This window comes from Burkholderia sp. WSM2230 (assembly GCF_000472445.1).
Taxonomy (GTDB): domain Bacteria; phylum Pseudomonadota; class Gammaproteobacteria; order Burkholderiales; family Burkholderiaceae; genus Paraburkholderia.
Map to the genome: position 1 here is coordinate 41,537 of NZ_AXAJ01000007.1, position 24,939 is coordinate 66,475.

At 63.4% G+C, this 24,939-nt stretch carries 21 protein-coding genes and 1 pseudogene; 10 read left to right on the forward strand and 12 right to left on the reverse strand.

The annotated features are described in order from the left end of the window. Positions 1–201 precede the first annotated feature (201 nt). Positions 202–798: a hypothetical protein gene (locus A3AC_RS0115340; RefSeq protein WP_025599871.1), complete on the forward strand. Its 597-nt coding sequence runs from the start codon at positions 202–204 to the stop codon at positions 796–798. 122 nt (positions 799–920) lie between these two features. Here A3AC_RS0115340 and A3AC_RS0115345 read toward each other — a convergent pair whose 3' ends face one another. Continuing rightward, positions 921–1,298 carry a DUF2917 domain-containing protein gene (locus tag A3AC_RS0115345; protein WP_025599872.1) on the reverse strand — a complete coding sequence of 126 codons (378 nt, stop codon included), beginning with the start codon at positions 1,296–1,298 and terminating at the stop codon, positions 921–923. Positions 1,299–1,800: 502 nt separating this feature from the next. Between A3AC_RS0115345 and A3AC_RS29245 the strand changes: the two are divergent. Then, positions 1,801–2,873, forward strand: a pseudogene (locus A3AC_RS29245) (hypothetical protein). 11 nt (positions 2,874–2,884) lie between these two features. Continuing rightward, positions 2,885–3,358: a hypothetical protein gene (locus A3AC_RS0115355; RefSeq protein WP_025599874.1), complete on the forward strand. Its 474-nt coding sequence runs from the start codon at positions 2,885–2,887 to the stop codon at positions 3,356–3,358. 55 nt (positions 3,359–3,413) lie between these two features. Here the strand turns inward: A3AC_RS0115355 and A3AC_RS0115360 are convergent, their stop codons facing one another. Continuing rightward, on the reverse strand, positions 3,414–4,634 hold the full coding sequence (locus tag A3AC_RS0115360) for a sensor histidine kinase (RefSeq protein WP_025599875.1): 1,221 nt from the start codon (positions 4,632–4,634) through the stop codon (positions 3,414–3,416). A 105-nt stretch (positions 4,635–4,739) separates the two neighbouring features. Next, the gene (locus A3AC_RS0115365) at positions 4,740–5,636 is read right to left on the reverse strand and encodes a LysR family transcriptional regulator (protein ID WP_025599876.1); all 897 of its coding nucleotides are present in this window, start codon (positions 5,634–5,636) and stop codon (positions 4,740–4,742) included. 109 nt (positions 5,637–5,745) lie between these two features. Here A3AC_RS0115365 and A3AC_RS0115370 point away from each other — a divergent pair, with 109 nt between their 5' ends. Further along, entirely contained in the window at positions 5,746–6,627 is an 882-nt protein-coding gene (locus tag A3AC_RS0115370) for an aldo/keto reductase family oxidoreductase (RefSeq protein ID WP_025599878.1), read from the forward strand. 110 nt (positions 6,628–6,737) lie between these two features. Here the strand turns inward: A3AC_RS0115370 and A3AC_RS0115375 are convergent, their stop codons facing one another. Next, positions 6,738–7,646, reverse strand: a complete 909-nt coding sequence (locus tag A3AC_RS0115375) for a LysR family transcriptional regulator (RefSeq protein ID WP_025599879.1) — start codon at positions 7,644–7,646, stop codon at positions 6,738–6,740. Positions 7,647–7,731: 85 nt separating this feature from the next. Here A3AC_RS0115375 and A3AC_RS0115380 point away from each other — a divergent pair, with 85 nt between their 5' ends. Both A3AC_RS0115380 and A3AC_RS0115385 read left to right on the forward strand, forming a co-directional pair. Then, complete coding sequence (locus A3AC_RS0115380) at positions 7,732–8,508, forward strand: NAD(P)H-dependent oxidoreductase (RefSeq protein WP_025599881.1); 777 nt, start codon at positions 7,732–7,734, stop codon at positions 8,506–8,508. Between the two features lie 203 nt (positions 8,509–8,711). After that, on the forward strand, positions 8,712–9,554 hold the full coding sequence (locus A3AC_RS0115385; protein ID WP_025599882.1) for an alpha/beta hydrolase: 843 nt from the start codon (positions 8,712–8,714) through the stop codon (positions 9,552–9,554). Between the two features lie 46 nt (positions 9,555–9,600). Here A3AC_RS0115385 and A3AC_RS0115390 read toward each other — a convergent pair whose 3' ends face one another. Beyond that, complete coding sequence (locus tag A3AC_RS0115390) at positions 9,601–10,893, reverse strand: aspartate carbamoyltransferase (protein ID WP_013341603.1); 1,293 nt, start codon at positions 10,891–10,893, stop codon at positions 9,601–9,603. Between the two features lie 421 nt (positions 10,894–11,314). Between A3AC_RS0115390 and dapA the strand changes: the two genes are divergently transcribed. Next, complete coding sequence (gene dapA, locus A3AC_RS0115400) at positions 11,315–12,205, forward strand: 4-hydroxy-tetrahydrodipicolinate synthase (RefSeq protein ID WP_025599884.1); 891 nt, start codon at positions 11,315–11,317, stop codon at positions 12,203–12,205. A gap of 81 nt (positions 12,206–12,286) precedes the next feature. Here the strand turns inward: dapA and A3AC_RS0115405 are convergent, their stop codons facing one another. The 5 genes from A3AC_RS0115405 to A3AC_RS0115425 form a co-directional block, all read right to left on the reverse strand. Beyond that, complete coding sequence (locus tag A3AC_RS0115405) at positions 12,287–13,093, reverse strand: hypothetical protein (RefSeq protein WP_025599886.1); 807 nt, start codon at positions 13,091–13,093, stop codon at positions 12,287–12,289. A 153-nt stretch (positions 13,094–13,246) separates the two neighbouring features. Continuing rightward, positions 13,247–15,325: a putative bifunctional diguanylate cyclase/phosphodiesterase gene (locus tag A3AC_RS0115410; RefSeq protein WP_025599887.1), complete on the reverse strand. Its 2,079-nt coding sequence runs from the start codon at positions 15,323–15,325 to the stop codon at positions 13,247–13,249. 205 nt (positions 15,326–15,530) lie between these two features. Beyond that, positions 15,531–16,865: an oxalate/formate MFS antiporter gene (oxlT, locus tag A3AC_RS0115415; RefSeq protein ID WP_025599889.1), complete on the reverse strand. Its 1,335-nt coding sequence runs from the start codon at positions 16,863–16,865 to the stop codon at positions 15,531–15,533. Between the two features lie 380 nt (positions 16,866–17,245). Beyond that, a complete protein-coding gene (ypfJ, locus tag A3AC_RS0115420; protein ID WP_025599890.1) occupies positions 17,246–18,109 on the reverse strand; it encodes a KPN_02809 family neutral zinc metallopeptidase in 864 nt (287 codons plus the stop codon). A gap of 187 nt (positions 18,110–18,296) precedes the next feature. Further along, a complete protein-coding gene (locus A3AC_RS0115425; protein ID WP_025599891.1) occupies positions 18,297–18,752 on the reverse strand; it encodes a rhodanese-like domain-containing protein in 456 nt (151 codons plus the stop codon). A gap of 130 nt (positions 18,753–18,882) precedes the next feature. On the opposite strand from A3AC_RS0115425, the gene ftrA reads away from it, so the two are divergent. From ftrA to A3AC_RS0115445, 3 genes are all read left to right on the forward strand, one after another. Beyond that, the gene (ftrA, locus tag A3AC_RS0115430) at positions 18,883–19,911 is read left to right on the forward strand and encodes a transcriptional regulator FtrA (protein WP_025599893.1); all 1,029 of its coding nucleotides are present in this window, start codon (positions 18,883–18,885) and stop codon (positions 19,909–19,911) included. Beyond that, the gene (locus A3AC_RS0115435; RefSeq protein WP_025599894.1) at positions 19,908–21,110 is read left to right on the forward strand and encodes a DUF2252 domain-containing protein; all 1,203 of its coding nucleotides are present in this window, start codon (positions 19,908–19,910) and stop codon (positions 21,108–21,110) included. Before ftrA ends, A3AC_RS0115435 begins: the two co-directional genes overlap by 4 nt. Positions 21,111–21,486: 376 nt before the next feature. Further along, positions 21,487–23,223, forward strand: a complete 1,737-nt coding sequence (locus tag A3AC_RS0115445; RefSeq protein ID WP_025599895.1) for a SulP family inorganic anion transporter — start codon at positions 21,487–21,489, stop codon at positions 23,221–23,223. Between the two features lie 5 nt (positions 23,224–23,228). Here the strand turns inward: A3AC_RS0115445 and A3AC_RS0115450 are convergent, their stop codons facing one another. Both A3AC_RS0115450 and A3AC_RS0115455 read right to left on the reverse strand, forming a co-directional pair. Further along, positions 23,229–23,867, reverse strand: coding sequence for a LysE family translocator (locus tag A3AC_RS0115450; RefSeq protein ID WP_025599896.1), 639 nt, complete (start codon positions 23,865–23,867; stop codon positions 23,229–23,231). Between the two features lie 132 nt (positions 23,868–23,999). Beyond that, positions 24,000–24,875, reverse strand: coding sequence for a LysR family transcriptional regulator (locus tag A3AC_RS0115455; protein WP_025599898.1), 876 nt, complete (start codon positions 24,873–24,875; stop codon positions 24,000–24,002). Positions 24,876–24,939 lie beyond the last annotated feature (64 nt).

The following is a 24,939-nucleotide window of genomic DNA, read 5'->3' on the forward strand; positions in this document are numbered from 1 at the left end:
GAGGCTGTTTGTTTTTTGCACTCCGCCCGACACGAAGCGGGAAGCCCAACCAATCCGCATGTGACGATCCGCCAGATCGGTGCGCCTCGTAAGACATGTAGAATTAAGCGCCTTACCTTTATTCAAGCGTCCTGAATAAGTGCACATTCGTCGTGATGCGAATTTGCACTGATACACGGCGACTCATCGAGGAGAGCGTAAATGAAGGCAGCGACGATTGGAGCAGCATTGGCGGCTGCGATGCTCGCCACGGTCCAGCCCGCATGGGCGCAAGATTCGCTGGCAAGCGCCGCGCAAGGCGTCGTCAGCGGGGTGGAGCCGGTGCATATCAAGGCGACGATTGTGGGCATCGATCCGGGAAGCCGCGCGCTCACGTTGAAGGGCGCGAACGGCAACGTCGTGATCGTGCTTGTGGGCCAGCAAGTTGCCGGTTTCGATCAACTGAAGGTGGGCGACCATGTCGATGCCCTCTATAAAAACGCACTGCTGGTGAAGGCGGAACGGGTGACGGGTAAGAGCAAGGGCATTCGCGAACGTGTCGATACGCAGACGTACGCGCCGGCCTCGGGCGGCTTCGAATCGGCGCGGCAGATCGAAGTGCTTGCCACTGTGCAGAAGATCGACCGCAAGCGGCGCCTCGTGACGCTGCGCGGCGCGTATCAGACGCAGACGCTCGAAGCGGGCCCGCAAGTCGACCTGAGCGGTGTGAAGGTAGGCGACACGATCCACGCGGTATTCGTTTCTGCTGCGGCCGTGCAGATTACGCCGCAAGATGCTGCGCAAGGCGCGGTTCAGTAGAACAGGGTTCGGGCTCGGCGCGATGGTATTGCGGGCCATCGCGCCGTCGCTCTTTCGCAGGCTCGCTCGGCATGCAAGCAGGGTGCCCCATACATGCCCACATGCCCAGCGGCTCATGGCTGTCAACGCGGCGAGGGTGGTCCGAGGCTCAGGCAGGCGAGCCGGTTCAAGCAACGCCTGAAGAAGCCTTGCACGGGCAACAGATAAGTCAGCGAGACATGTGCGATGTGCTCGCCATCAGTGCTCAACCAGATGCGTTCGCCGCGCTGCAGGCTGAACGTTTGACCCGGCACGAGCCAGTGATCGTAAGGCGAGCTGATGCGCGTGAGCCAAAGACGCGCGCCCTGCACCGCGAGCGTGCTGTCCGCCTCGACGCGCCAGGTCAGCGTCGCGCCAGGCGCGACCTGGAAATGCACCACCACCTTCGGTAGACGCTCGTTTTGCTGATGCGCAAAAAGATGTGCGTCGTCGTCCATGCACTGCGGGCTTGCCTGATCCATCATGCTCTCCGTTATCGAGCCGGCTGACGGAGGCGCCCACAAAACAAAAGGCCCCTTCCGTTACCGGCGGGGCCTTGGGGGTCTTGTTTTACAGACTCAGACTGCTAACGCGCACATGCTCCCATAGGCCAGCCGATAAGGGCTCGCTTCGGGTGATTAATCGCTACGGCGATGGAGGTGTGCGTCAACATGAATCGAGTGTGCCGTTTTGCCGCACGCCTTGTCAACAGAATTCCGCCGCAGTTTTCCGTAGCTGTGATGCCAAACGCTTCGCTCGCTCTGCGATGCGCACTCCGAGCGTTCTCCCGCAACAAACTATGTCGGGTTATTTCACGGCGCCTGACAAGCGCTCGCAAAGCCTTGTCCGGTGGGCGTCTTTCGCGGTGAAACAGCGCGACATATCTTCGCTGACGATTGTTACTGGGCGTCCTTCTATAGTCCGTTCATCGCCACACAGCGCAGCAGCAGTCGCACGAAGTGGCCCGAATCGAAAGGACATACCGTGAAAACTCATTCGTTCATAGGCCCGGCCACCGGCGCGCAAGCCGCGGCCGTCACCTCGTTCGGCGCGCGCCGCGCGCTGCGCAAGCTGGTTCTGAGCGTGGGCGCCGCGATGCTCGCATTCGGCAGCGCGTCCGCATTCGCGTGGTCGCAGCACGGCACCGCTTACACCTCGCGCGGCGTCTATAACGAAGGCCACGCCGGTTCATGTGGCGGCGGCAGTTGTTCGCATGCAGGAGGCGTCGTCGGTCCTTACGGCGGCCTCGCGACGAACACCGGCACGATCACGCGCAATGCGCCCGGCCAGTTCTCGAACTCGGGAACGGCGACCGGCCGCTACGGAAATTCGGTGCAGCACGCGGGCGACACCGGTTGCGCCGGCGGCACCTGCTCGCACACTGGCACGCTCACAGGACCTGACGGCAAAACCGCCAGCACCTCCGGCGAAGTGACGAAGACGAGCGCGGGGCTGTACTCGTCGTCGGGATCGGTGACGCGCGCTAACGGCAATACCGTCGATCATTCCGCGTCGACGAATTGCGCCGGTGCTTCGTGCTCGCGCTCGGGCACGGTGACGGGCGCTGATGGCGACCCCGTCGAGCACTCGGGTACCGCGACGCGCGTCGCGCCAGGAGTGGTGACCACGTCCAGCAGCGTGACCGGTACGCACGGCAATACGGTGACCTCCAGCGGAACGGTGGTCAGCACCGCGTGGTGGCGACAGGCGGCACGACCGTCGTCGTAGCGCCGAAGCCTGCGGTGTATGTGCCTCCGCCCGCGCCTGCTGTTGTGGTGGCGCCCGAGCCGGTGGTGTACGTTCCGCCGCCGCGTCCTCCTGCGCCTGCTGTTGTGGTGGCGCCCAAGCCGGTGGTGTACGTTCCGCCGCCACCCGCGCCGACGGTCGTCGTGACGCCGAAACCCGTTGCTTACGTCGCGCCGCCCGTGGTGTATGCGCCGCCGCCCGTCGTCTACGTGGCGCCGCGCCGCGTCTATGTCGCGCCGGCGCCGCGTCCGGCGGTGTGGGTGCCCGGACACTGGGTCGGCAATCTGTATGTGCCCGCGCACTGGTCCTGATCAGCAAGATCATGCGATCCAGAATGCGCTTCATTTGCACCTGCCGCGGCAATCGAGGCAGTCGCGGCAGTGGCTTCAGCCGTGCCGCCCAGGCCAGCCGCTTCGACACCGCGCAATCTTTTCAGCACCACCGCGCGAAGCAGAACCCCCAACCGCTTGCGATGCCGCAACAGCGTTCAGCGAGCGCATCGGACGGAACCGGCACTCGCAAGGCAGGCGTATGGGTAACAATCATCGTGGCGGCTGCGTTGGCAATCGCCGTGCAGCGCTTCGCCGCCCACGCCGACGTGTCTCGCGAACTTCGCGCGATGGTTGGAGCGACGAATTGCGCCGCGCGCTACGCCGCCTTGCTCGACCTGGCGGAACTGGCGCGCCGCGACGGTACGTCGTCGGACGTGGTGATGCGCGGCCTTGCGAACAAGGGCGGCATGCGCGGCGCGATGAACGAATGCCCGCGCCTGAGTCTCAGCGGATCGGCACAATAGCGGGCGGCTCAACGCTCAACGCACCGCGCACCACGCTCATGCGCTCACCGCGCGGCTACGACGGCTCTACAGTGAGCGTCAACGGAAAACGGATCGTGAACGTGGTGCCCACACCTTCGCGCGACGCGAAGTCGATGTGTCCGCACAACACTCGGCACAGTTCCTTTACGATGGCGAGTCCGAGCCCGGTGCCGGGAATGTCCTCGTCGGCAGCGCGCTCGAATTCGTCGAATACGCGGTCGGCGTCGGCAGCCGCGATGCCCACGCCGGTATCCGACACGCGGATCGAGAAATGCTCCGGACCGGCCATCGCGAAATGCAGGTCGACCTGCCCGGATTGCGTGTACTTGATCGCGTTCGAAAGCAGATTCACAGCGATCTGCTTGAGCTTCAAACGGTTCGACGTCACCGTGGAAAGCGCAGGATCGAACGCGCTGTGCAACGTCAAGCCCTTGGCCTCGATGGACGGCCGCGACGACGCCACGAGCTCCTCATAGAGCTCACGGAGATCGACCTGTTCGAGCGTGAGCGGCGCGCCGTCGCCGAGTATCACCGAGTACTCGACCATCTGTTCGACAAGCGCCTTCATGTCTTCCGCCTGCCGGTTCGCGAGCATCAGCGCGGTGTCGGCCTTCGCGGGCGCGCGAGCAATGAGTTGCAGCGCCATCGAAAACGCATTCAGAAAATTACGTAGATCGTGAACCACGCTGCGCGTGATGTGCATGCGCGACTCGTACAATTCGCCGACAAGCCGCTGCTTCAGCTTCAACTCATGATTGGCGCGCTCTAGCCGGCCAGTGTATTCGTCGATCTTGCGGTCGCGTTCGCTGACCACTTCCCTGATCGACGTGAGCGTAACCACGCTCAGCGTTTCCGCGATCATGCGGCGCGCGCGTCTTTCGTGGCGGCGCGTGAACGCGTTGTCGCGCGCTGCGTAGGTATCGAGCGCATCGGCGAGAACCTGGTGGAAAAGATCCAGCTCGCGCACGAGTTCTTCGATACGGTAGCCCTGGCGCCAGCGCACCATGCCGTGCTTGCGCGCATCGCGTTCGATGGCGGGTTCGACGCGTTCCAGGTCTTCGACATCGAGCGCCGCGCATAAGCCCTCGAGAATGTCCGGAAGATGGTCGGCAAGCTGCTGATAGGTGAGCTTGTCGGCTTCCACGAGGTCGACGTCGCCAAAAACCGCATTCATCCATTGCTCTGTCAATTGAACCCGCTCGGCGCGAACAAAATCGGCGAAGTTGCGCAGCGGGCTTACGCGTGTGTCATTCATAGTGGCGCGGTGGATAAAGTTTCGGAATTGTGCGCGTGGCCATAAAACGGCAACCCATTATCACCGCAAATCGACGGCGTGGCGTCGAATTTGCAGGCCGCGAGGTCATCCGTTGCGCTCCTTCAGAAAATCGACGAACGCGCGCAGCGGCGCGGGCACGTGACGGTGCCCGGGATAATAGAGAAAAGGCCCCGAAAAGCGTTGCCACCATGGTTGCAGGATCGGTTCCAGGGCGCCGCTGTCGAGATGCGGGCGAAGCATGTCTTCGAACAGATGAATCACGCCCACACCCGCGACGGCCGCGCTGACGAGCAGATCCATCGCAGCACCGGGCCGCACGAGCAGAGGCCCCGACGGATTCAGTTGCACCACTTCGCCGTCGCGCTCGAAGTACCAGGTCGGCATCGCCCCGCCGGCAAACTGACCGCGCAGGCACGCATGCGCAAGCAGTTCGCGCGGATGCTGCGGGCGTCCGCGAATGTCGAGATAGCCGGGCGCGGCGGCCGTTGCGAAGCGCTGCACGCGCGGGCCGATCGGCACGGCGATCATGTCCTGCTCGAGCCGTTCGTCGTAACGGATACCGGCGTCGCAGCCGATTGAAAGCACGTCGACAAAGCCGTCCTCGACGAGCACTTCGACGCGAATGTCGGGATATGCTTGCAGAAACGGCGCGACGATACCAGGCAGCACGATGCGTGCGGCACTCGCGGGTACGTTGAGCTTGAGCGTCCCACTCGGCTGCTCGCGGAACACGTTGAGCACGTCGAGCGCCGCTTCCATTTCGCTGAAGAGCGGAGTCAGCTTTTCCAGCAGACGCAGGCCCGCTTCGGTTGGCGCGACGCTGCGCGTGGTCCGGTTCAGGAGGCGCAAACCGAGCCTCGTTTCCAGCCGGCGCACCGCGACGCTCAAGCTCGACGCTGAAACGCCGCTGCTGCGCGCCGCGTCGCGAAAGCCGCCCGCGCGTGCAACGGAGATGAAAGCCGTGAGGTCGTTTAATTCCATAGCCGTCGTGACTGTTCGCCGAATTGAACAACCCGTGCACGTTAGCCCGCTTTATCAAACGGTGCAATCCCGGCCATACTGGCCTTCGATTACCAGGAAGGAGAGCAACATGCCGAATCCGCACACCACAGACACATTTCCTCTCGCCGGCCACCCAGTTTGGCGCATGGGCTACGGCGCAATGCAACTCGCGGGGCCGGGCGTGTTCGGTCCGCCGAAGGACCGCGAAGCCGCGCTTGCCGTGCTGCGCGAAGCGGTAGCCCAAGGCGTCAACCACATCGACACGAGCGACTTTTATGGCCCGCACGTTACCAACCAGCTGATTCGCGAGGCGCTGCATCCGTATCCCGCCGATCTCGTGCTCGTCACCAAGCTAGGCGCCGTGCGCTCCAGCGACGGCGCGTGGCTGCCGGCGCAGGAGCCGGAGGATCTCGAGCGCGGCGTGCATGACAATCTGCGCAACCTCGGCCTCGACACGCTCGAGGTGGTCAACATGCGGCTGATGGGCGACGTGCACGCGCCTAGCGAAGGCTCAATCGAAAAGCAGGTCACCGCGCTTGCCGAGCTTCAGCAGCGCGGCTTGATTCGCCACATCGGCCTGAGCAATGCGACGCGCACGCAGATTGCCGAGGCGCAGCGCATCGCGAACATTGTCTGCGTGCAGAACCATTACAACCTCGTGCACCGTGCCGACGACACGCTGATCGACGAACTGGCGGGCAAGGGCATTGCCTATGTGCCTTTTTTCCCGCTTGGCGGCTTTACGCCGATCCAGTCGTCGGCACTCACGGACATTGCCCGAACCATCGGGGCGACACCGATGCAAGTGGCGCTCGCCTGGCTGCTGCAGCGCGCGCCCAATATTCTGCTGATCCCGGGGACGTCGTCGGTCGGGCACTTGCGCGAGAACCTGGCGGCGGCGAGCCTCCAACTGAGCGGCGAAATCCTTGCACAACTGGATGCCATCGGCCGCGCTGACGCTCAGGCATGACGCTCATGCAGGCGCTGATGCAGGCGCTGATGCAGGCGCTGATGCAGGCGCTGATGCAGGCGCTGATGCGGGCACTGAGACCGGCCGTTAGATCCACCGGGCATGACGCCTCACACCGAATCCGCGATCTGCGCGCGCAACCACTGATGCGCCGGATCGCGATGCGAGCGCTCATGCCACAGCATGGCCATCTCGTAGCCGGGAATCTCGACGGGCGGCTCGACCACGCGTAGCGCGGGGTTGTTGCGCACGAGCCGCGCGGGCACCATCGCCACGAGGTCGGTGCTGGCAAGCGCAGAGATCATGAAGAGAAAGTGCGGAACGGACAGCACGACGCGGCGCGACAGACCGGCTTGGGCGAGGACCTGGTCGGTTGCGCCCGCAAAGCCGCCACCGTCCGGCGACACGATCACATGCTCGAACTTCGAGAACTGTGCCAACGCGGGGCGCCGTTTCAAGCGCGGATGATCCGCGCGGCCCGCCAGCACATAGCGCTCTGCAAACAACACCCGCCGACGCAGGCCTGCAGGCGCGCCTTCGCTCGTATGAAAGGCGAGGTCGATCTCGCCTCGTTCCGCCTGCTTCGCGATGCGCGGCGGCGCGGCTTCGACTATTGCGAGCCGCGTGCCGGGCGCGGCCGCGCGCAGCTTATGCAGGACCGGAAGAATGATCGTCGACTCCGCGTAGTCCGTCGCCGCTATGCGCCACGTCTGCGCGGCCTCTGCGGGATCGAAAACCCGCGCGGGCGCCACGGCTTGCTCCAATGCTTCGAGCGCCTGCCGCAGCGGCTCGCGTAATGCTTCGGCACGCGCGGTTGCGCGCATGCCACGCGGCCCGGGCAGCAGCAGAGGATCGCCGAGCACGTCGCGCAGTTTGGCGAGATGCACGCTCACGGACGGCTGTGAGAAATTCAGGCGTTCCGCAGCGCGCGTCACGTTGAGTTCCGCGAGCAGTACGTCGAGTGTGACGAGCAGGTTCAGGTCGAGCTTGCGGAGATTATTCACGGCAATACCTGTCATTTCAGCAATTCATTTCCAATATACCGCGGCTGGGCCTATCGTGTGTTCACTCCACATGAACCCGCATCAACCAAGGCAAGCCAAAATGAACGTTCTGATTGTTTATGCTCATCCTGAACCGCGGTCGTTGAATGGATCGCTGAAGGATTTCTCCGTCAAGCGCCTGCAGAAGGCGGGGCACACTGTGCAGGTTTCCGACCTCTATGCAATGAAATGGAAGGCCGCGCTCGATGTGCGCGACAGCCTAGCGCCCGCAACGGGGGAGCGCTTTGATCCTTCGCGTGCGTCGAAGCATGCGCTCGAAAACGGACTGCAAAGTCCCGACATCGCGGCCGAACAGGCAAAGCTCAAATGGGCCGATGCGGTCATTCTGCAATTTCCGCTGTGGTGGTTTTCGATGCCCGCGATCATGAAAGGCTGGGTGGAGCGCGTCTACGCCTATGGTTTTGCGTACGGCGTGGGCGAGCATTCCGATGCCCGCTGGGGCGACCGCTACGGCGAAGGCACGCTCGCCGGCAAACGCGCGATGCTGGTGGTCACCACGGGCGGCTGGGAGTCGCATTACAGTCCACGTGGAATCAACGGTCCGATCGACGATGTGTTGTTCCCAATCCAGCACGGCATACTGTATTACCCCGGCTTCGACGTGCTGCCGCCGTTCGTCGTGTATCGCACGAGCCGCATCGACGAAGAGAAATACGCGCAGGTGCGCGACGCGCTCGGCGAGCGCCTCGACAATCTGTGGAACACGGCGCCCATACCGTTCCGTCCGCAGAACGGCGGCGACTACCGGATTCCCGAACTCACGCTAAAGGACGACATCGCGCCGGGCCGCGAAGGTCTCAGCGTGCACGTCAAATAGTTGTGCAGTAGTCGTGCCGCGGACGCATGTTCGAACGCATGCGTTCCGCATTGAATCAGCCTGATAGTAGGGTTCGCTGAAATTTGGTTGTAAGTCGCCGTTGCTAGAGTCGTCGCTGGAATTTGCCGCCCCGTATGTAGTTGCGCATATTGCCGCTGCTACGACTGTGTTTCCCGCACACATGGAAAGGGAGAGCGACGAAGATGAGTGCCGCACGTTTTGGCTGGCTGATCGTGATGTTGCTTGTCGCCGCTCCCGCATGGGCGTTCCAGTCCCGCGTGGTAACGATCCCGAGCGCGGCCATGCGCAAGTCGCCTGAAGCGACGGTCGTGTTGCCCGACCGCTATGCGCGCGGCAAGGCGGCAGAGCGCTTTCCGGTTGTCTACCTGCTGCATGGTTCTGGGGGAAACTACACCGACTGGACCACCAACTCGCCAATCGGCAAACTCGCGGACCGCTACGGCGTGATTCTCGTGATGCCCGACGGCGGCCGCGAAAGCTGGTACATCGACAGTCCTGTCGATACACGCAGCCGTTACGCCACCTATGTCGGCACCGAAGTCGTCGCCTACGTCGACATGCATTTCCGTACGATTGCCACGAAAGAAGCACGCGCGATTACCGGCCTGAGCATGGGCGGATTCGGCGCGCTGCATATCGCACTGGAAAGGCCCGACGAATTCGGCGCGGCCGGAAGCATGAGCGGCGCAGTGGACCCGCGCGGCTGCGAGGACGAGCCGGGTATCGATCAGGTGTTCGGCGATCCCGCCATGCATGCGGATTTCTGGAACAGCGAAGCGCTGGTCGAACATGCGCGCAGCTTTGCGAGCGCGCATATTGCGCTGATGATCGACTGCGGCATGAACGATTCGCTCGTGCATTCGAACCGGATGCTGCATGCGCGGCTCGTCGAGCTAGGTGTGCCGCATCGTTATGCGGAGCGGCCCGGCGGTCATACGTGGAATTACTGGGCCAATGCAGTGCGGTATCAGGTGCAGTTCTTTTCGAACGGCTTCAGGCGCAACGGCGGCAGCGCGATAACTTAGGCGCTGCCGGTTTTTATTTCGGGAAGCGAATTAAATTCCGGGAGCTTCAGTCGATGCCATGAAACACCGCGTCGTCCGGACCCAGATACGCGGGCGGGCGCCAAGCCGCGTCGCGCATCGAATGCTGAACCAGTTTTTCGACGCCGAGCAGCACCGCGAATATCGCCATCCGCACGGGAATGCCGTTATCGGTCTGCCGGAAAATGGCGAGCCGCGAATCGTGATTGAGGTCCACGCTCAGATCGTTGGCGCCTGGCCGGCTGTCGCGCGGCAGCGGGTGCATGATCAGCGTATCGCTGCCGCACACGCTGTCCACCAGCGCCTGATTGATCTGGAAGTCGGGCGTGTAGCCTTCGAATGATTCGTCGGTAAAGCGCTCTTTCTGGATGCGCGTGGCGTACACCACGTCGGCGCCGCGCAGCCCGCTCGGCAGGTCGTGAGTCTGTTCGATCACATGCCCGTTGCGCGAAATCTGCTCGATGATGTAGCCCGGCATTTCGAGCATGGGCGGCGAGATCAGCGTGAACTTGATGCCGCGATAAAGCGCCAGCAGCTTGACGAGCGAGTGCACCGTGCGCCCGTATTTCAGATCGCCGACCAGCGCGATGTGCGCGCCGTCGACAATCTTGCCGAGCCGCGAGAACTCGCGCTGAATGGTGTACAGGTCGAGCAGGGCCTGGCTCGGATGCTCGCCGGGGCCATCGCCGCCGTTGATCACGGGCACGTTGGTGGCGCGCGCGAATTCGGCCACCGAGCCTTGCTCCGGATGGCGGATCACCAGCGCGTCCACGTAGCCGCTCATTACGCGGCTCGTGTCGTAGATCGACTCGCCCTTGGCCATCGACGAAAACGTGAAGCCCGTGGTGTCGCACACGGAACCGCCGAGCCGGCAGAACGCCGCCCCGAAGCTCACGCGAGTGCGCGTGCTTGCCTCGAAAAACAGATTGCCGAGCACCGCGCCTTCCAGCACTCGCGAGATTTTGCGGCGCCGCGCGATGGGCTGCATGATGTCCGCGACGCGAAAGAGCGCCTCTACCGAGTCGCGCGAGAACTGGTCGACCGACAGCAACTGCGGCTTGCCTTCCCACAGCATCTGGCTCGCGAGAGATTGCGAGTCTACGCTTTGCGTATACTTTTCGCCCGGTTCGCCGTGCACGACGATTTCGGACACAAATCGCTCGACGATCTCCGGCATGGCGCGGGATTCCTGCGAGTCGTCGGGCAGCAGCCATGTATCAAGCGCCCGCCGGGACACGCCGATGCGGCCCGCGAACGTATCGCGCGTCATGTTCAGGCGCCGCATGGCGTCGCGGAGAAAGGCTTGTTGGGGGACGCTCATGGAGGTACCTGTCGGAATATATGCGCGGAATATACGCGGTGCGTATATTAGTTCGGCTGCGTCAGAAGTCAAGCAATTTCGGGATGCGCTTTGCCAATCCGTGCGGGGCGCGGTTACACTGCGCTTCATGCTTTACGGCCCCCTTCTCCGACTCCGCTCGTCAATCACGCCTTGTTCTGTTTTCGCAGACGTCGCGGCTGCACGCGCGCGCGGTTCGCTCGCGAGCGCGCAGCACCTCGTCGGGCAATGCCAGCCGGAGTTCGGCGCCAAAGCCAAAAAACAGCCGCTCATCTGACCGGAGCACGCTGTTCCGTCAGATGCGACGGAATAGCGGGTCACGCGCCTCGGCGGTCCTTCCTGTCTTTCCCCTTCGCACTCTGCCGGAATCGATACGGTCGCTCATCGACGTAAGAGGAAAGACATGTCTATTTTTTCGGGAATCTGGATTCCGCTCATCACGCCTTTCGCCGACGGCGCGGTCGATCATGCCGCGTTGCGCGCGTTCGTGCGCCGCTATGCCGACGCAGGTGTCGCCGGCATTGTCGCGCTAGGTACGACGGGCGAGCCGGCCGCGCTCGATGCTTCGGAACAGGACGCCGTGGTCGCGACCATCCTCGAAGCGGCGCAGGCGGGGAGCAACGCAAGTGCACAGCCCAAGCCGGCGTTGCCAGTGATCGTCGGCGTATCGGGCAATCACACCGGCAGCATGCTCGCGCGCATCGAGCAACTGAATGCGCTGCCCATCGCCGGCGTGCTGATGGCCGCGCCATATTACGTCAGGCCGTCGCAAGCGGGCATCTTCAGTCATTTCATGGCGCTTGCGGATGCCAGCGAAAAGCCCGTCGTGCTATACGACATTCCGCATCGAACCGGCGTGCGGCTCGAGCTCGACACGCTGCTCACGCTCGCCGCGCATCCGCGGATAGAGGCGGTGAAGGATTGCTCCGGTTCGCTCGACACCACGCTCGCGCTCATTCGCGACGGCCGCTTGCAGGTGCTGGCAGGCGAGGACGTGCAGATGTTCAACACACTTTGCCTTGGCGGCAGCGGAGCGATTGCGGCCTCTGCGCACGTGCGCACGGAAGAGTTCGTGGCGCTTTATCGCGCGCTTGCGGCCGGCGCGCTCGACGAAGGGCGGCGCATTTTTCACACGCTTGTCCCGCTGATCCACGCGTTGTTTGCGGAACCGAATCCAGCGCCGGTCAAAGCATGGCTCGCACAGCAGGGACTCATACGCGACGAACTTCGTCTGCCGATGACACGCGCAAGCGAAACGTTAGTACAGCGACTTGCTGCGTTGGAGAGCGCCTGAGCGATGAGCGAAGCGGCCGGCGGCGAGCGGCGATTCCGGCGTCGGCGACCGGAAGCAACGGCGAGCGCGGCCGCATGCGGCTCATATCACGCCCGTTAGCGACCTGCGTTGTGCGGGCTCGTCGTGGCCCGGCAGAGCGTCGCGAGCCGCTGCGGGTCCCGCGGCAGCCCGCGTTTTCCACGTTAGGGCGAGCCGTTCTCTCGCGCTGCGGTCGAGCGTCGCTAGCATGTCGCGTTGGAAAATCATCAGCTTGAATGCCAGCACGATGAGCCCGCTCGCGAGCAGCACGTCGCCTGCGAACACCACTGCGTAAACCGCGGACGTGGTCTGCGGATTGCCGATCAGCAGCGCGACATTGGCGCGGTCGAGCAGCACCAGCGTGAGCGGCACGATCGCACTGAGCGTCGCGATGCCGGCGCCGATCACGGCGATGGTGCGCGCAAGGCCAAGGTGAGGACGACGTCGGCGGCACACTTCATAGAGTGTGGCTGCGCGGTAGGGTGCGAAGAACAGCGCGAGCAGCACGGCGCGCGCGAGCATGGGAAGCTTCAATAGCAGCGCACCGCCGTACATGACGCAAAACAGGCACATAACGATGACCGCGTTGCGCCAGTTGATTGGGATGCCGAATAATGCACGCGTGCCGACCCAGATCAGTATGCGGCTTTGCAGTGCGAGTGTCGCGGTTGCGAAGAGAAGGACGTCGGTCTGCCATGTCAGATGCAACGCAAAGCATGCGGAGGCCGCTGCGACCAGATAGAAAGCGGTCGCCCACAGGCGGAATGCGCTGACTTGCGCGAACATCCGTGCGAGTACCGTGGCGATCAGTGCGCAGCACAGAAACGTGATCAGCCACAACGAGGTAAACGTTGCTACGTCGAATTTCATGAAGTCTCCACCACCTGTGCAGCTTTTATTGTTTATTGTCCAACCCGACGACCGCGCGACAACGTTTGCATGATTGCGCCGCACTCACACGTGCCCAACCCAACCGGACGCGACACGATGCTTCTGCATCGTGTCGCTGCACCTGCGCGAACATCAGCAGGCGTCTGCGGTCATGGTCTGTCCTCGCAGCAAATCGCCGAAGGCTTCTGCGGTCAGCGGCTTGCCAAGCAGGAAGCCTTGCATCTCGTCGCACCGCATGGCCTTCAGCATATGAAGCTGCGATTCGGTTTCCACGCCTTCGGCCACCACATCCATTTCCAGCGAGTGCGCGAGCGCGATGATCGCGGAAACGATCGCGCTGCCTTCCGCTCCGTGCGCGTCCAGACCGTTGGTGAAGAAGCGGTCTATCTTCAGTTGCTTCACGCGAAATCGTTGCAGATAGGCGAGGCTCGAATAGCCGGTGCCGAAATCGTCGATGGCAATTTCAAAGCCGCTTGCCTGGAATTCGCGCAGCATCTCGATCGTTCTGGGCGCGTCCTGCATGGCCACTGTTTCGGTAATCTCGAACATGATCTGTTCGGACCTGACGCCCTCCGCTTTCACGATACCGAGCATGGTCGGCACGAGATCGGCCTGCAATAGCTGGCGCGGCGAGAGATTGATCGCCACCTTGATCGTCGGCAGACCTTGCGCAGTCCAGCGACGAATCTGCCGGCACGCCTCGCGCAATACCCAGTAGCCGATCTGCACGATCTGTCCTGAACGCTCGGCAATTGGAATGAACTCGAGCGGCGCAAGCGTGCCCAGTTGCGGATGATGCAAACGGATCAGCGCCTCGGCGCCCGCGAGCGACTCGCTTCTGCCGTGGAATTTTGGCTGGAAATGCAGCGTGAAAAGACGCTTGGCAAGCGCCTCGCGCAAAGCGTTCTGGATCTGCAGCGTGCGCATCGCCGCTTCGTTCATGCGTCGCTCGAAAAAGCGGTAGGTGCTGCGGCCTGCGCGCTTCGCTTCGTACATCGCGGCGTCCGCGTGCTTGAGCAGCGTCTCGACCGTATCGCCGTCTTCCGGAAACAGTGCGATGCCTATGCTCGGCATGACCTGCAGCGGTTGTGAATCGGCCCATGTGTCGCGCCGCATGCGTTCGAGCACGCCTTCCGCGAGCGCTGCCGCGTCCTTGCGTGATGCGAGCTGCTCTGAGAGCACCACGAATTCATCGCCACCGAGGCGCGCCACGGTATCGCCGGCGCGCACGCAGATCAGCAGACGCTGCGCAAATGCAAAGAGCACCTGATCGCCGGCCGAATGACCGAGCGAATCGTTGATCGTCTTGAAGCCGTCGATGTCCATGAACAGCACCGCGAAGAGCGACCGCTGGCGGCGCGCCGCATGAATGGCGCGCTCGATGCGCTCGGTCAGCGTGGCGCGGTTCGGCAGTCCGGTCAGCGTGTCGAGCGTGGCGAGACGCACGATCTGCCCGTTGAGCTTCGACACTGCGCCGACGAGGAAGCTGGTGCGCGCGTCGAAACGCGACAGCAGCAGCGTGACGATCAGTATCGCCAGCGTGAAAAGGATCACAGATGTGGCGAGCCACGCGGCATTCACGCCGGCCGCCGCGCCGCAGATCGCGCCGGGTGCGAACTCGGCGGCGGCCATGGCCGCGTAATGCATGCCGCTGATCGCGACGGCCATCACGAGCGCCGCGCCCAAGCGCTTTTGCAGCACATGCCGTGCGTCGTCGTTACTGAGCGCGCGCGCCATCCACAGCGCGGCAGTGGCGGCGCCGATCGCAATCGCGAGCGAGGCCGCGAACCACACCGGTCGATAGCTGATGCCAGGCGACATGCGCAACGCGGCCATGCCGCTGTAGTGCATGCCCGCAATGCCGAGGCCCATGAATGTGCCGCCCGCGACAAGGCGCGCCGCCGTGAGCTGTGCGTGCGTGGTCAGACAGAGCGCCAGATATGAAGCGCCGATGGCGAGCGCGAGCGAATACGCTGTGTCCGCGAAATCGTAGCCGAGCGGAATCGGCAGGGAAAACGCGAGCATGGCCACGAAATGCATCGACCAGATGCCGATGCCTAGTGCCGCTGCGCCGCCCATACGCCAGATGTGCCGCAAGCGCGGCAACGCCAGCACGAAGATACGGCCTGTCAGATCGAGTGCCGTGTACGACGCGAGTGTCGCCACGAAAAACGACATGGCAACCAGCCAGGGATTGTATGAGCTCTGCATGTGAAGTCCAACCGCGATGGAGAAGCGGTTGCACTTGTTATCGACATTTCGGCGCGTTTATTTAATTGGTTTTCAATATGTTAGCGATTGGCTTACGGTGCTGTCCGCCCGCGCGCCGAGCCGCGAAGCCACGGCGCGCAGAAGGACGTAGCGGCGGGCGCGCAGTCGCCGACCTGCGGCGCTGCTGCCCGTTGGCTGGACTCCGTCAACCGCCGTCGACGGAAATGCGCGCCGATTCGCTGATCATCGTGCCGCCATAAGCGCTGTCGCTTGCCGGGCTCGCGTGACGCGCGGCATGCGCGCGGCGCATCGGCTTGAGCACGAAGAGCGCGAGCAGCGCGGCCAGGGCCGCCATACCCGACGCAAGCATGAAGACCGCATGCCAGTTGCCGGTTGCCGCCGTGATGACGCTCGTGAACGGTACGAGCAGAGCGGCCGTGCCTTTTGCCGTGTACAGCAGACCGGCATTGGTGGCCGCGAATTTTGGCCCATACGTATCGCCACAGGTAGCCGGAAACAGGCTGTAGATTTCGCCCCATGCGAAGAACACGATGCCGGTCAGCACGACGAACGCCACCGGACTATGGCCGTATTTCGACAGCGCCAGAATGCCGATCGCTTCAACCGCGAAGGCGAGGAACATGGTGTTTTCGCGGCCGATACGATCCGAGATCCAGCCGAAGAACGGCCGCGTCAGACCGTTCAGCACGCGGTCGATCGTCAATGCGAAGGTGAGCGCCGGCAAGGTGAGGCCGAGCAGCGAAACGGGCGATTCGTGCAGGCCGAAGTCCTTGGCGATCGGCCCGAGTTGCGCGGTCGCCATCAGACCGCCTGCGGCCATCATCACGAACATGAGGTACATCACCCAGAACACTGGCGAGCTCACCACTTCGCGCGGCGTCGCGTTGTACACGACGCGACGCACGGCGCTCTTTGCGGTGGCGAGCAGACTGGCCGGCGGCGCGAGCAGCGCGAGCCCGAGCACGAATACAATCAGCCCCTGGCCAAGGCCGAACCACAGGAAGGTCGCTTCGTAGCCGCTGCTCTTGATCATGTTCGAAATCGGAATGACGGTGGCCGCGGAACCCGCGCCGAAGCCGGCTGCCGTGATTCCCGCTGCGAGACCGCGACGGGTGGGGAACCACTTGAGCGCGTTGCCGACGCACGTGCCGTAGACCGCGCCCGCGCCCACGCCGCCGATGGCCGCCGCAATGTAAAGCAAAGGCAGCGACGACGCGACCGAGTTGAGCACCCACGCAAGCGCGCACAACAGGCCGCCGCCTACCACCACCGGCCGCGGCCCGTACTTGTCGACGAGATAACCTTCAACGGGCACGAGCCACGTTTCGGTCACGACGAAGATGGTGAACGCGACCTGAATTGCCGCGCGGCCCCATTGGTATTTTTCGTTGATGGGATTGACGAACAAGGTCCAGCCGTACTGCATGTTGGCGATCATTGCCATGCAGATGACGCCGAATACGAGTTGCACCCACGGTGACGCTGCCCACGACGCTCCTTCCTGACGATCCGTTTCCATCACTGTCTCCTTTGAGATGCCTTGTCTTGTGATTGCGAAGCAATGACGCTTCGCAACGACCTTTGGACGTCTTTGATGCGTCCTGGAGTCGGTGGTCGAATCGATACAGTATGTGATATATCAAGTAAGTCAAGCGAAAGAAACCCGATGTTTGCTGACGACTTTCCTGATATGAAAGCGAAATGAAGGAGTGCGTCCGACTCATTCAACGGACTCAAAAAAAAGCCCGTCGGCAAGGCCGGCGGGCGGAGGGCATGCGGCGAGACAAGGCTGTTCACCGCATGTCTCGCCTTTATAGATGAAAGTTGAATGTAATGTTAGTTTTTTCTTTGTAGGGATTGCCCGAGGGTGGTCTTTACCTAATGGGCGAGGCTTCGGGTTCAGAGCGACTGTGCCGAGAACGTATCGCACTGGCGGATATCGCCCGTGGTCATGCCGCGCCTGAGCCACCGCTGACGCTGCTCGCTAGTGCCGTGCGTGAATGCCTCCGGCACCACGCGCCCTTGCGATTGCCGCTGCAACCGGTCGTCGCCGATCGCGCCTGCTGCGTTCAGCCCTTGCTCGAAGTCGCCAGGCTCCATCAGCTTCGCGTTCAACTGCTGGGCGACGGCGGCCCACACGCCCGCGAAACAGTCGGCCTGCAATTCGAGGCGCACGGACAACGCATTGCCGCGCGCCTGCGATACGCGCGCACGCGCCGCTTCGTACTTGTCCGAGATGCCAAGCACGTTCTGGATGTGATGTCCAACCTCATGCGCGATCACATAGGCTTGCGCGAAGTCGCCGCCCGCGCCGAAGCGCTCGCGCAGCTCGCGGTAAAACGACAGGTCGATATAAACGGTGCGGTCCGGCGGACAGTAGAACGGCCCCATCGCGGACTGGCCGGTGCCGCAGGCGGTCGAGGTGGCGTCGCTGAACAGCACGAGCTTGGGCGCCGGATAGTCCTGATTGAACTGCGTGCGGAAGATGTGCTGCCAGGTTCGCTCCGTGTTACCGAGCACGCGGCGCACGAAGTGGCTGCCGGCGTCCTCGGCGGGGCGCGCGTTGCCCGGCGCAGCATGCTGCGGCGCGTTGCCTTGCAGCACCTGTGCGCCGTTGATGATGCTCATCGGATTAATGCCGAAGAAATACGACGCGGCCAGCGCGATGACGATCGTCCCAATGCCGATGCCGCCACCTAGGCGCATTCCACCGCCGCGCCGGTCTTCGACGTTCTGGCTTTCTACTTCATCATCAAGGCGCATGGCGTGTTCTCCGTGATCTTTCGCGACAGGCTGTGACGCATTGCGGTCTGCTGCCGCAATGGAGCAGTTAGCATACCTGCGCGGCGCAACCAGAGAAAGCGCAGACGACACATGGCGCGAGAAAGCGCTCGCGCCATGTGGTTGGCGATTTCGTCTCGCGCGAACGCGCGCGTCGATGCAGGTCAGACTAGCAACTGTCTCCACACGCAGCAGACGTCAGCGCATAGCCTTCGTCGAGCCAGCCGGTGACGCCGCCCGCCATCAGCTTGACGGGGCGTCCGAGCCGCGCGAGCCGTAGCGCGCCGCGTGCGGCGCCGTTGCAATGGGGACCCGCGCAATAGGTAACGAAGACGGTATCGTCCGGATAGCCAGTCAGCTTTGACGCGACGATCTTGCCATGCGGCAGGTTCACCGCGCGAGGCAGGTGACCCGCCGCGAAGAGTGCGGGGCTGCGCACGTCGAGCAGCACAAAGCCCGGCGTGCCGCTTTGCAGCGCGGCGAATACATCGGCGCAATCGGTTTCGAATTCGAACAAGGCCTGAAAATGCGCGATGGCCGCGGCGCTCGGCGCGGCGGGCACGGCAGTCACGGCGTTGATGTGGTTGGTCGGGTCGATGGTATCGATGGTGTTGAACTCAGACATGATGAAGTCTCGGCTAAAGGCGCGTGAGCGAAGTGAGCGGTTTGTCTTGTGCGATTCAGGCAGCTCATTGTGTTGCCCAGGCCTGCAACGGGTAAGTGGCGCAATCGTCAATCTCCGGTAACATCACGCCATGCACAATCATCTTGTCGTCGCGCTGGCCTATGACCGGCTTTGCACTTTCGAATTCGGCTGCGTGACCGAGGTGTTCGCGCTCGAACGGCCTGAGCTCGGCGTGAACTGGTATCGCTTCGCCGCCTGCGCGGCAGAGGCGGGTCCGATCCGCGCGGCGGGCGGCATCACGATTGCGGCGCCGTATACGCTCAGGCTGCTGGATCGCGCCGATACCATCGTGATACCCGGCTGGCGCGATGCAGACGAACTCCCGCCCGAACCGCTGCTGAAAAAGATTCGCGCCGCGTACCAACGCGGCGCGCGCCTCTGCTCGATCTGTTCGGGCGTGTTCGTGCTAGCGGCCGCAGGCGTGCTCGAGGGCAAGACTGTCACCACGCACTGGCGTTATGCCGCGAAATTGCAGGAGCGCTATCCGCTTCTGCAGGTGCAGCCTGACGCGCTGTATATCGACGAGCAGCAGATCATCACGTCGGCGGGATCGGCGGCGGGGCTCGACATGCTTTTGCATCTCGTGCGGCGCGACCATGGCAGCGCCGTGGCGAACCGCGTCGCGCAGCGCCTCGTGGTGCCGCCGCATCGCGAGGGCGGTCAGGCGCAGTTCGTGCCGCGTCCCGTGCCGCACGACGAAAGCGGACGCCTTGCGCGACTGATGGACTGGGTGCGCGCTCACCCGGCGTTGCCGCACACGCTGCGCTCACTGGCCGAACGTGCGGCGATGAGTCCGCGCACCTTGCAGCGGCAGTTTCATGACGCGACAGGCATGGCGCCGTATGAGTGGCTGGTGCGCGAGCGCGTGGCCGTGGCGCGCGAGTTGCTGGAGACGCGGAACCTGCTGCCGATGGCGCGCGTCGCGGAACTCGCGGGCTTCGGCTCGGAGGAGTCGCTGCGTCGGCACTTCAGGCGCATCGCGCTGACGAGCCCGGGGGCGTATCGTAAGAAGTTCGGCGCGCCGACCGCCTGGCGGCGCCGTCGTGCTGCAAGTCGCGGCGCGGTGGCGCAACATGCCGCCGGCAAGGAAACCACATGATCGACATCGCACAGACCATCGCCCGCTTTAACGCCGGGCGCGATCCCGAACGGCTGGCCATGAAGTACAAGGCGATGCGCACCTCGCCATTCGTGTTTTTGCGCGGCACGTGTCATCTGTTCTACGAGCGCCTGCCGCAAGACACATTACTCGACGATGCGCCGCACGTGTGGATCTGCGGCGACATGCATCTGGAGAACTTCGGCAGCTACAAGGCGGACAACCGCCTCATCTATTTCGACAACAACGATTTCGACGAAGCGTGCCTCGCGCCCAATCTGTACGAACTTGTACGTTTGCTGACGAGCGTGCTGGTGGGTGCGGCCGACCTCGAACTGAGCCTCGCCCAGGCGCTGGCGCTCTGTCATACGGCTGCGCATGCGTATGGCGCGGCGCTCGCTTTCGGCAAGGCTCGCTGGGTCGAGCGCGAGACATCGTCCGGCATGGTGCGCGATCTGTTCGATGCATTGGCGAGCCGCACGCGCGCCGCGCACCTGGACCGCCGCACCATCCTCAAAGGCAAAACGCGCAAGCTGAAAGTGGACGGCAAGAAGGCGCTGCCCGCGAGCGATGAGCGGCGCGCTGCGCTCACGCAGTTCATGCAGCAGTTCGCTGCCGGCGAAAGCGATCCGGAGTTCTACCGCGTGCTCGACGTCGCGCGTCGCATTGCGGGTACGGGAAGCCTCGGCGTGGACCGTTATGTGATTCTCGTGGAAGGCAAAGGCTCGCCGGACGGCAACTACCTGATCGACCTTAAGGAGGCGCTGCCTTCTTCGGTCGTGCCGCATCTGCGTACGGCGCAACCGGCATGGGGAAGCGAGGCCGAGCGCGTCGTCGAAATTCAGCGGCGTAATCAGGCGGTTTCACAGGCTTTTTTGCACGCTGTGGATTTCAATGAGCGTTCGTATGTGCTGCGCAGTTTGCAGCCGTCGGAAGACCGCGTCGCATTGCGCGACTGGAACGGCAAGCTGCCGAGGCTCGAAGGCGTAGTCGGCAGCATGGCCGAGTTGAGTGCATGGGCGCATTTGCGCAGCGGGGGACGGCAGAAGTCGTCAATCGCGGACGACATGATTGCGTTCGGCAATCGCACGGACTGGCAAGCGCCGTTGATCGAACTCGCGACGCAATGCGCGGCGCAAGTCGTGGCGGACTGGAAAAGCTATTGCGAGGCTTACGATCGCGGTGCATTTGCGGTGTAGCGCGGAGTACGGCGAGTGTGCGGCTGACAGCGGCGTAATAGTCCGCAACAGTGCGTTGCGGTTTTCCCGCATTCAATTCACGTCCTTATGGCGTAGACTTGCCAGTAACAATAAATGGTTACGGGGTGTGAGATGTTGGCCGTTTTCATCATCGCCTGTCCGATCTGCATTGCGGCGCTCTTCGGTTTCGCGCGGCATGTCGATCCGCGCACAGGTCACTTCAAGCGTTGATTTTCAACGTCGCTATTTCGAGCAAAGCCGGCAGGTAACTGACGCTGCTGGTTTTCGGCATGGCCGCTTTTGTCCGCAGGTCTTGCGTTGAAGTGCCGTGTCGCGGCACGATGCGCGATAACCTGGATTTGAGGCGGCATCGCGTATGCGAGACTTTCTGGCGAATTTGACAGCGCGCGTGAACGTGCTTAAGGGGACGGCGCGCGCGGGCGTCTTCAAGGGCATTCCCAAGGGCGTGCTTCCATTGAACCGCGCGGCGGCAATGCGCGACGCGCTGGCGGGCGTGCAGCTCGCGTCGATGGACATTCCTCAGGTGCTCGGCTACGCGCGCATTGCCGGCATGCCTGCCGTTACGGGCCTTTACACCGTCTTTCTGCCGCTTATCGCGTTCGCGTTGTTCGGCGCGTCGCGGCACCTTGTTGTCGCGGCGGACTCCGCTACCGCCACCATCTTCGCAAGCCGCCTGTCGACCATGGCGAGCGTTTCGAGTGCCGAATACGCGTCGCTTGCCGCGATGGTCGCGTTGCTTACCGCCGCGCTGCTGCTCGTCGCGCGCATTTTCAAACTGGGCTTTCTCGCGGACTTTCTGTCGCGAACGGTGCTGGTGGGCTTTCTCGCCGGAGTCGGCGTGCAGGTCGGCATCGCGATGCTGGGCGATATGCTCGGCCTACCCGGTCACGCGGCGCGCAGCACGGACCAACTGGTTCTCGTCGCGCGCGAGGGAGCGCAACTGAACGTGCCGACGCTGATCATTTCCATTCTGGTCGTGGCCGCCGTGCTGTTTTTCAAACGCGTCTGGCCGCGCCTGCCGGTGCCGTTGATCGCCGTCGTGGCGGGAATCGCTGCAAGCGATATCTACGGTTGGGCCGCGCATGGCATTGCTGTGCTCGGTCCGGTCGCGGGCGGACTGCCTGCGCTTCGCATGCCGTCCGTCACGTGGCAACAGCTGCTCGACCTCGTGCCGGTCGCCGCCTCGTGTTTCGTGATGATCGTCGCGCAGAGTGCCGCGGCGAGCCGCGTATTTGCCGAGCGGCATCACGAAGCGACCGACACCAATCGGGATTTGCTGGGCATCGCGGCGGCCAATGCAGCGGCCGCGTTTTCCGGTGCCTTCGTGGTGAACGGCAGTCCGACGCAGACAGCAATGGCCGACCGCGCCGGCACGCGCAGCCAGTTCGCGCAGATCGTGTTCGCGCTTGTAGTGGTTGTCGTGCTGCTGTTTTTCAGCCGTTTTTTGCAGTATTTGCCGCGCTGTATCCTCGCGAGCATCGTATTCACGATTGCGGTCGGACTGCTGGATCTCAAGACGCTGTTTGCGATTCGCCGCGAAAGTCCGGGCGAATTCGCGCTCGCGGTGTTCACCGCCGCGGCCGTGGTGCTGATCGGCGTCGAGCATGGCATTCTGATTGCGGTGGCCGTTTCGCTGCTACGCCACGTGCGTCACAGCTACCGCCCGCATACGATGATCCTCGCGCCCGGCGACCACGGCATGTGGGCGCCGGTGCCCGCCATTGCGGGCACGCAGACCGCGCCGGGGCTGATCGTTTATCGCTTCGGGGCCGACCTGTTCTATGCGAACGACCATTTTTTCGTCGACGATACGCGCAGGCTGATCGACCGCGCGCCGAGCAAGGTACGCTGGTTCGTGATCGACGCGAGCGCGATTACCGATCTCGATTATTCGGCGGCGCGCTCTGTAGGCGATTTGTGCCGCCTGTTAAAGAAGAGCGGCATCAACGTGATTTTCGCGCGCGTGAACCGCTATTTGCGCTCCGACATGGACCGGCACGGCATCACGCCGATCATTGGCGCTAGCTGTATTTTCGGCACCTTGCACGAAGCACTCCGCGCGGCAGAAGTTATTCAGCCCGTCGGCAAATAAGCGCGTTAGCTCTTTGAGGTCAGCAGTTTGATGCCGGCAATGCCGAACATGATTGCGAGCGAGCCGTCGAGCCAGCGGCGGATCGCCATATAAACGCGCCGCGCCGATGCCGTCGAAAACAAAAGAGCATAGCTGCTGAACACCGACACGCCGATGCACATGCAGCCGAGCACGACGGGCGCGGTATGTGTGCCGCCGCCCGCCGGCGACATGGCGAGCGACACGATGGACATCCACACCAGAATGGCTTTCGGATTGGTGAGATGCAGCAATAGGCCGCGCAGATAGAGCCGCTTGAGCGGTTCGTCCTGTCGCGCGTGTCCATCAGGCAGCCTCGCCGGCGCGAATGCCGAGCGCGCCGACTTGAAGCCGAGCCAGAGCAGATATAGCCCGCCGGCGATCTTGATGGCGACGAGGCACCCCGAGTAAGCGGCCAGCACCGCCGACAATCCCAGCGACGCAAGCAGCGCCCAGAAGAACGACCCCGACACGACGCCCAACGCAAACGCGAACGCCGGACGGCGGCCCGCGCTCATCGCGAGGGACATGATCGCCAGATTGCTCGGACCGGGGCTGGCCGTGCCGACGAAGTAGGCGCTGTAGGCGATCAGGACATCGGCGGTGAGAAAGGCGGTGGGCGTCATGGACTCGGGCTCGCGGGCGGGCAGGGAATCACGATTGTGCGCGTCGCTGCGGCGAGCGCACAGATACAGTTGCTCGAGCGCCGATCGGCACAATTTGGCACGAGCGGTCCGGTCCCGGCCTCGCGCCGCGGCTCATTCCTGCGCCGCGCCTGCGATGCAATCGGCGAGCGCCCCCGCCACCGCTTGCCGGCTATGCCGCGGACGCTGCACGAGCCCGATCTCGCGATGAAACGTCGCGTCTTCGAGCGACAACGCGGCCACGCCGGCGGGCCATTTGCCTAGCCCAGCCGTATCCGGAATCAGCGCCACGCCGATACCGCGCGCGACCAGTTGCGCGATAGCCTGCAATTCGTCGAGTTCCAGGACGTCCTGCACGTTGAGCCGTGCGCGCCGCAGAAAGCGGTCGACAAGCCGGCCGCCAAACGAAGTGCGGTCGTAGCGGATAAACGGTTCGCTTTTCAACAGCTCGCGCCACGAACGCTTGCCGCGCGCCAGCGCTTTCGGCACCAGCAGCACGAACGGTTCGGTGACGAGCGTGCGCCACTCCAGTTCCGAAGGCAGCGCAAACGGCGGCTTGATGATGACGGCGAGATCGAGCTCGCCGGAGTCCACCTGTCCGAGCAGATTGAGCGATACGCCCGGCACCACGCGAATGCGCCAGCCTGGACGGTCCTCGCGAAAACGCGCCAGCGCGTCTGCGAGAAACGACACTTGCGCCGATGCAATCGCGCCTACGCGCAGCATGCCGCCCTCCGCCGCGCCCGCGCCGCGCTCGGAAAGGCGCGCGTACATCGCGATGATTTCCCCGGCGAGCGCGAGCGTTTCGCGCCCCGCGTCGTTGAGCGTTGCCGAGCGGCCGGTGCGGTCGAACAACGCAAATCCCAGTTCATCTTCGAGCCGCTGCATCTGTGCGCTGACGGCAGATTGAGTGAGCCCGATGCGTGCACCAGCAGCGGAAAACGTACCGTACTGGCTTACGGCGATCAGGGTTCTCAGTTCGACTAGCATGTTTTGATCGATCGATTTTCGTGGTGGTCAGGTCAAATATAAATCGTTTTCCATCATTTTTACT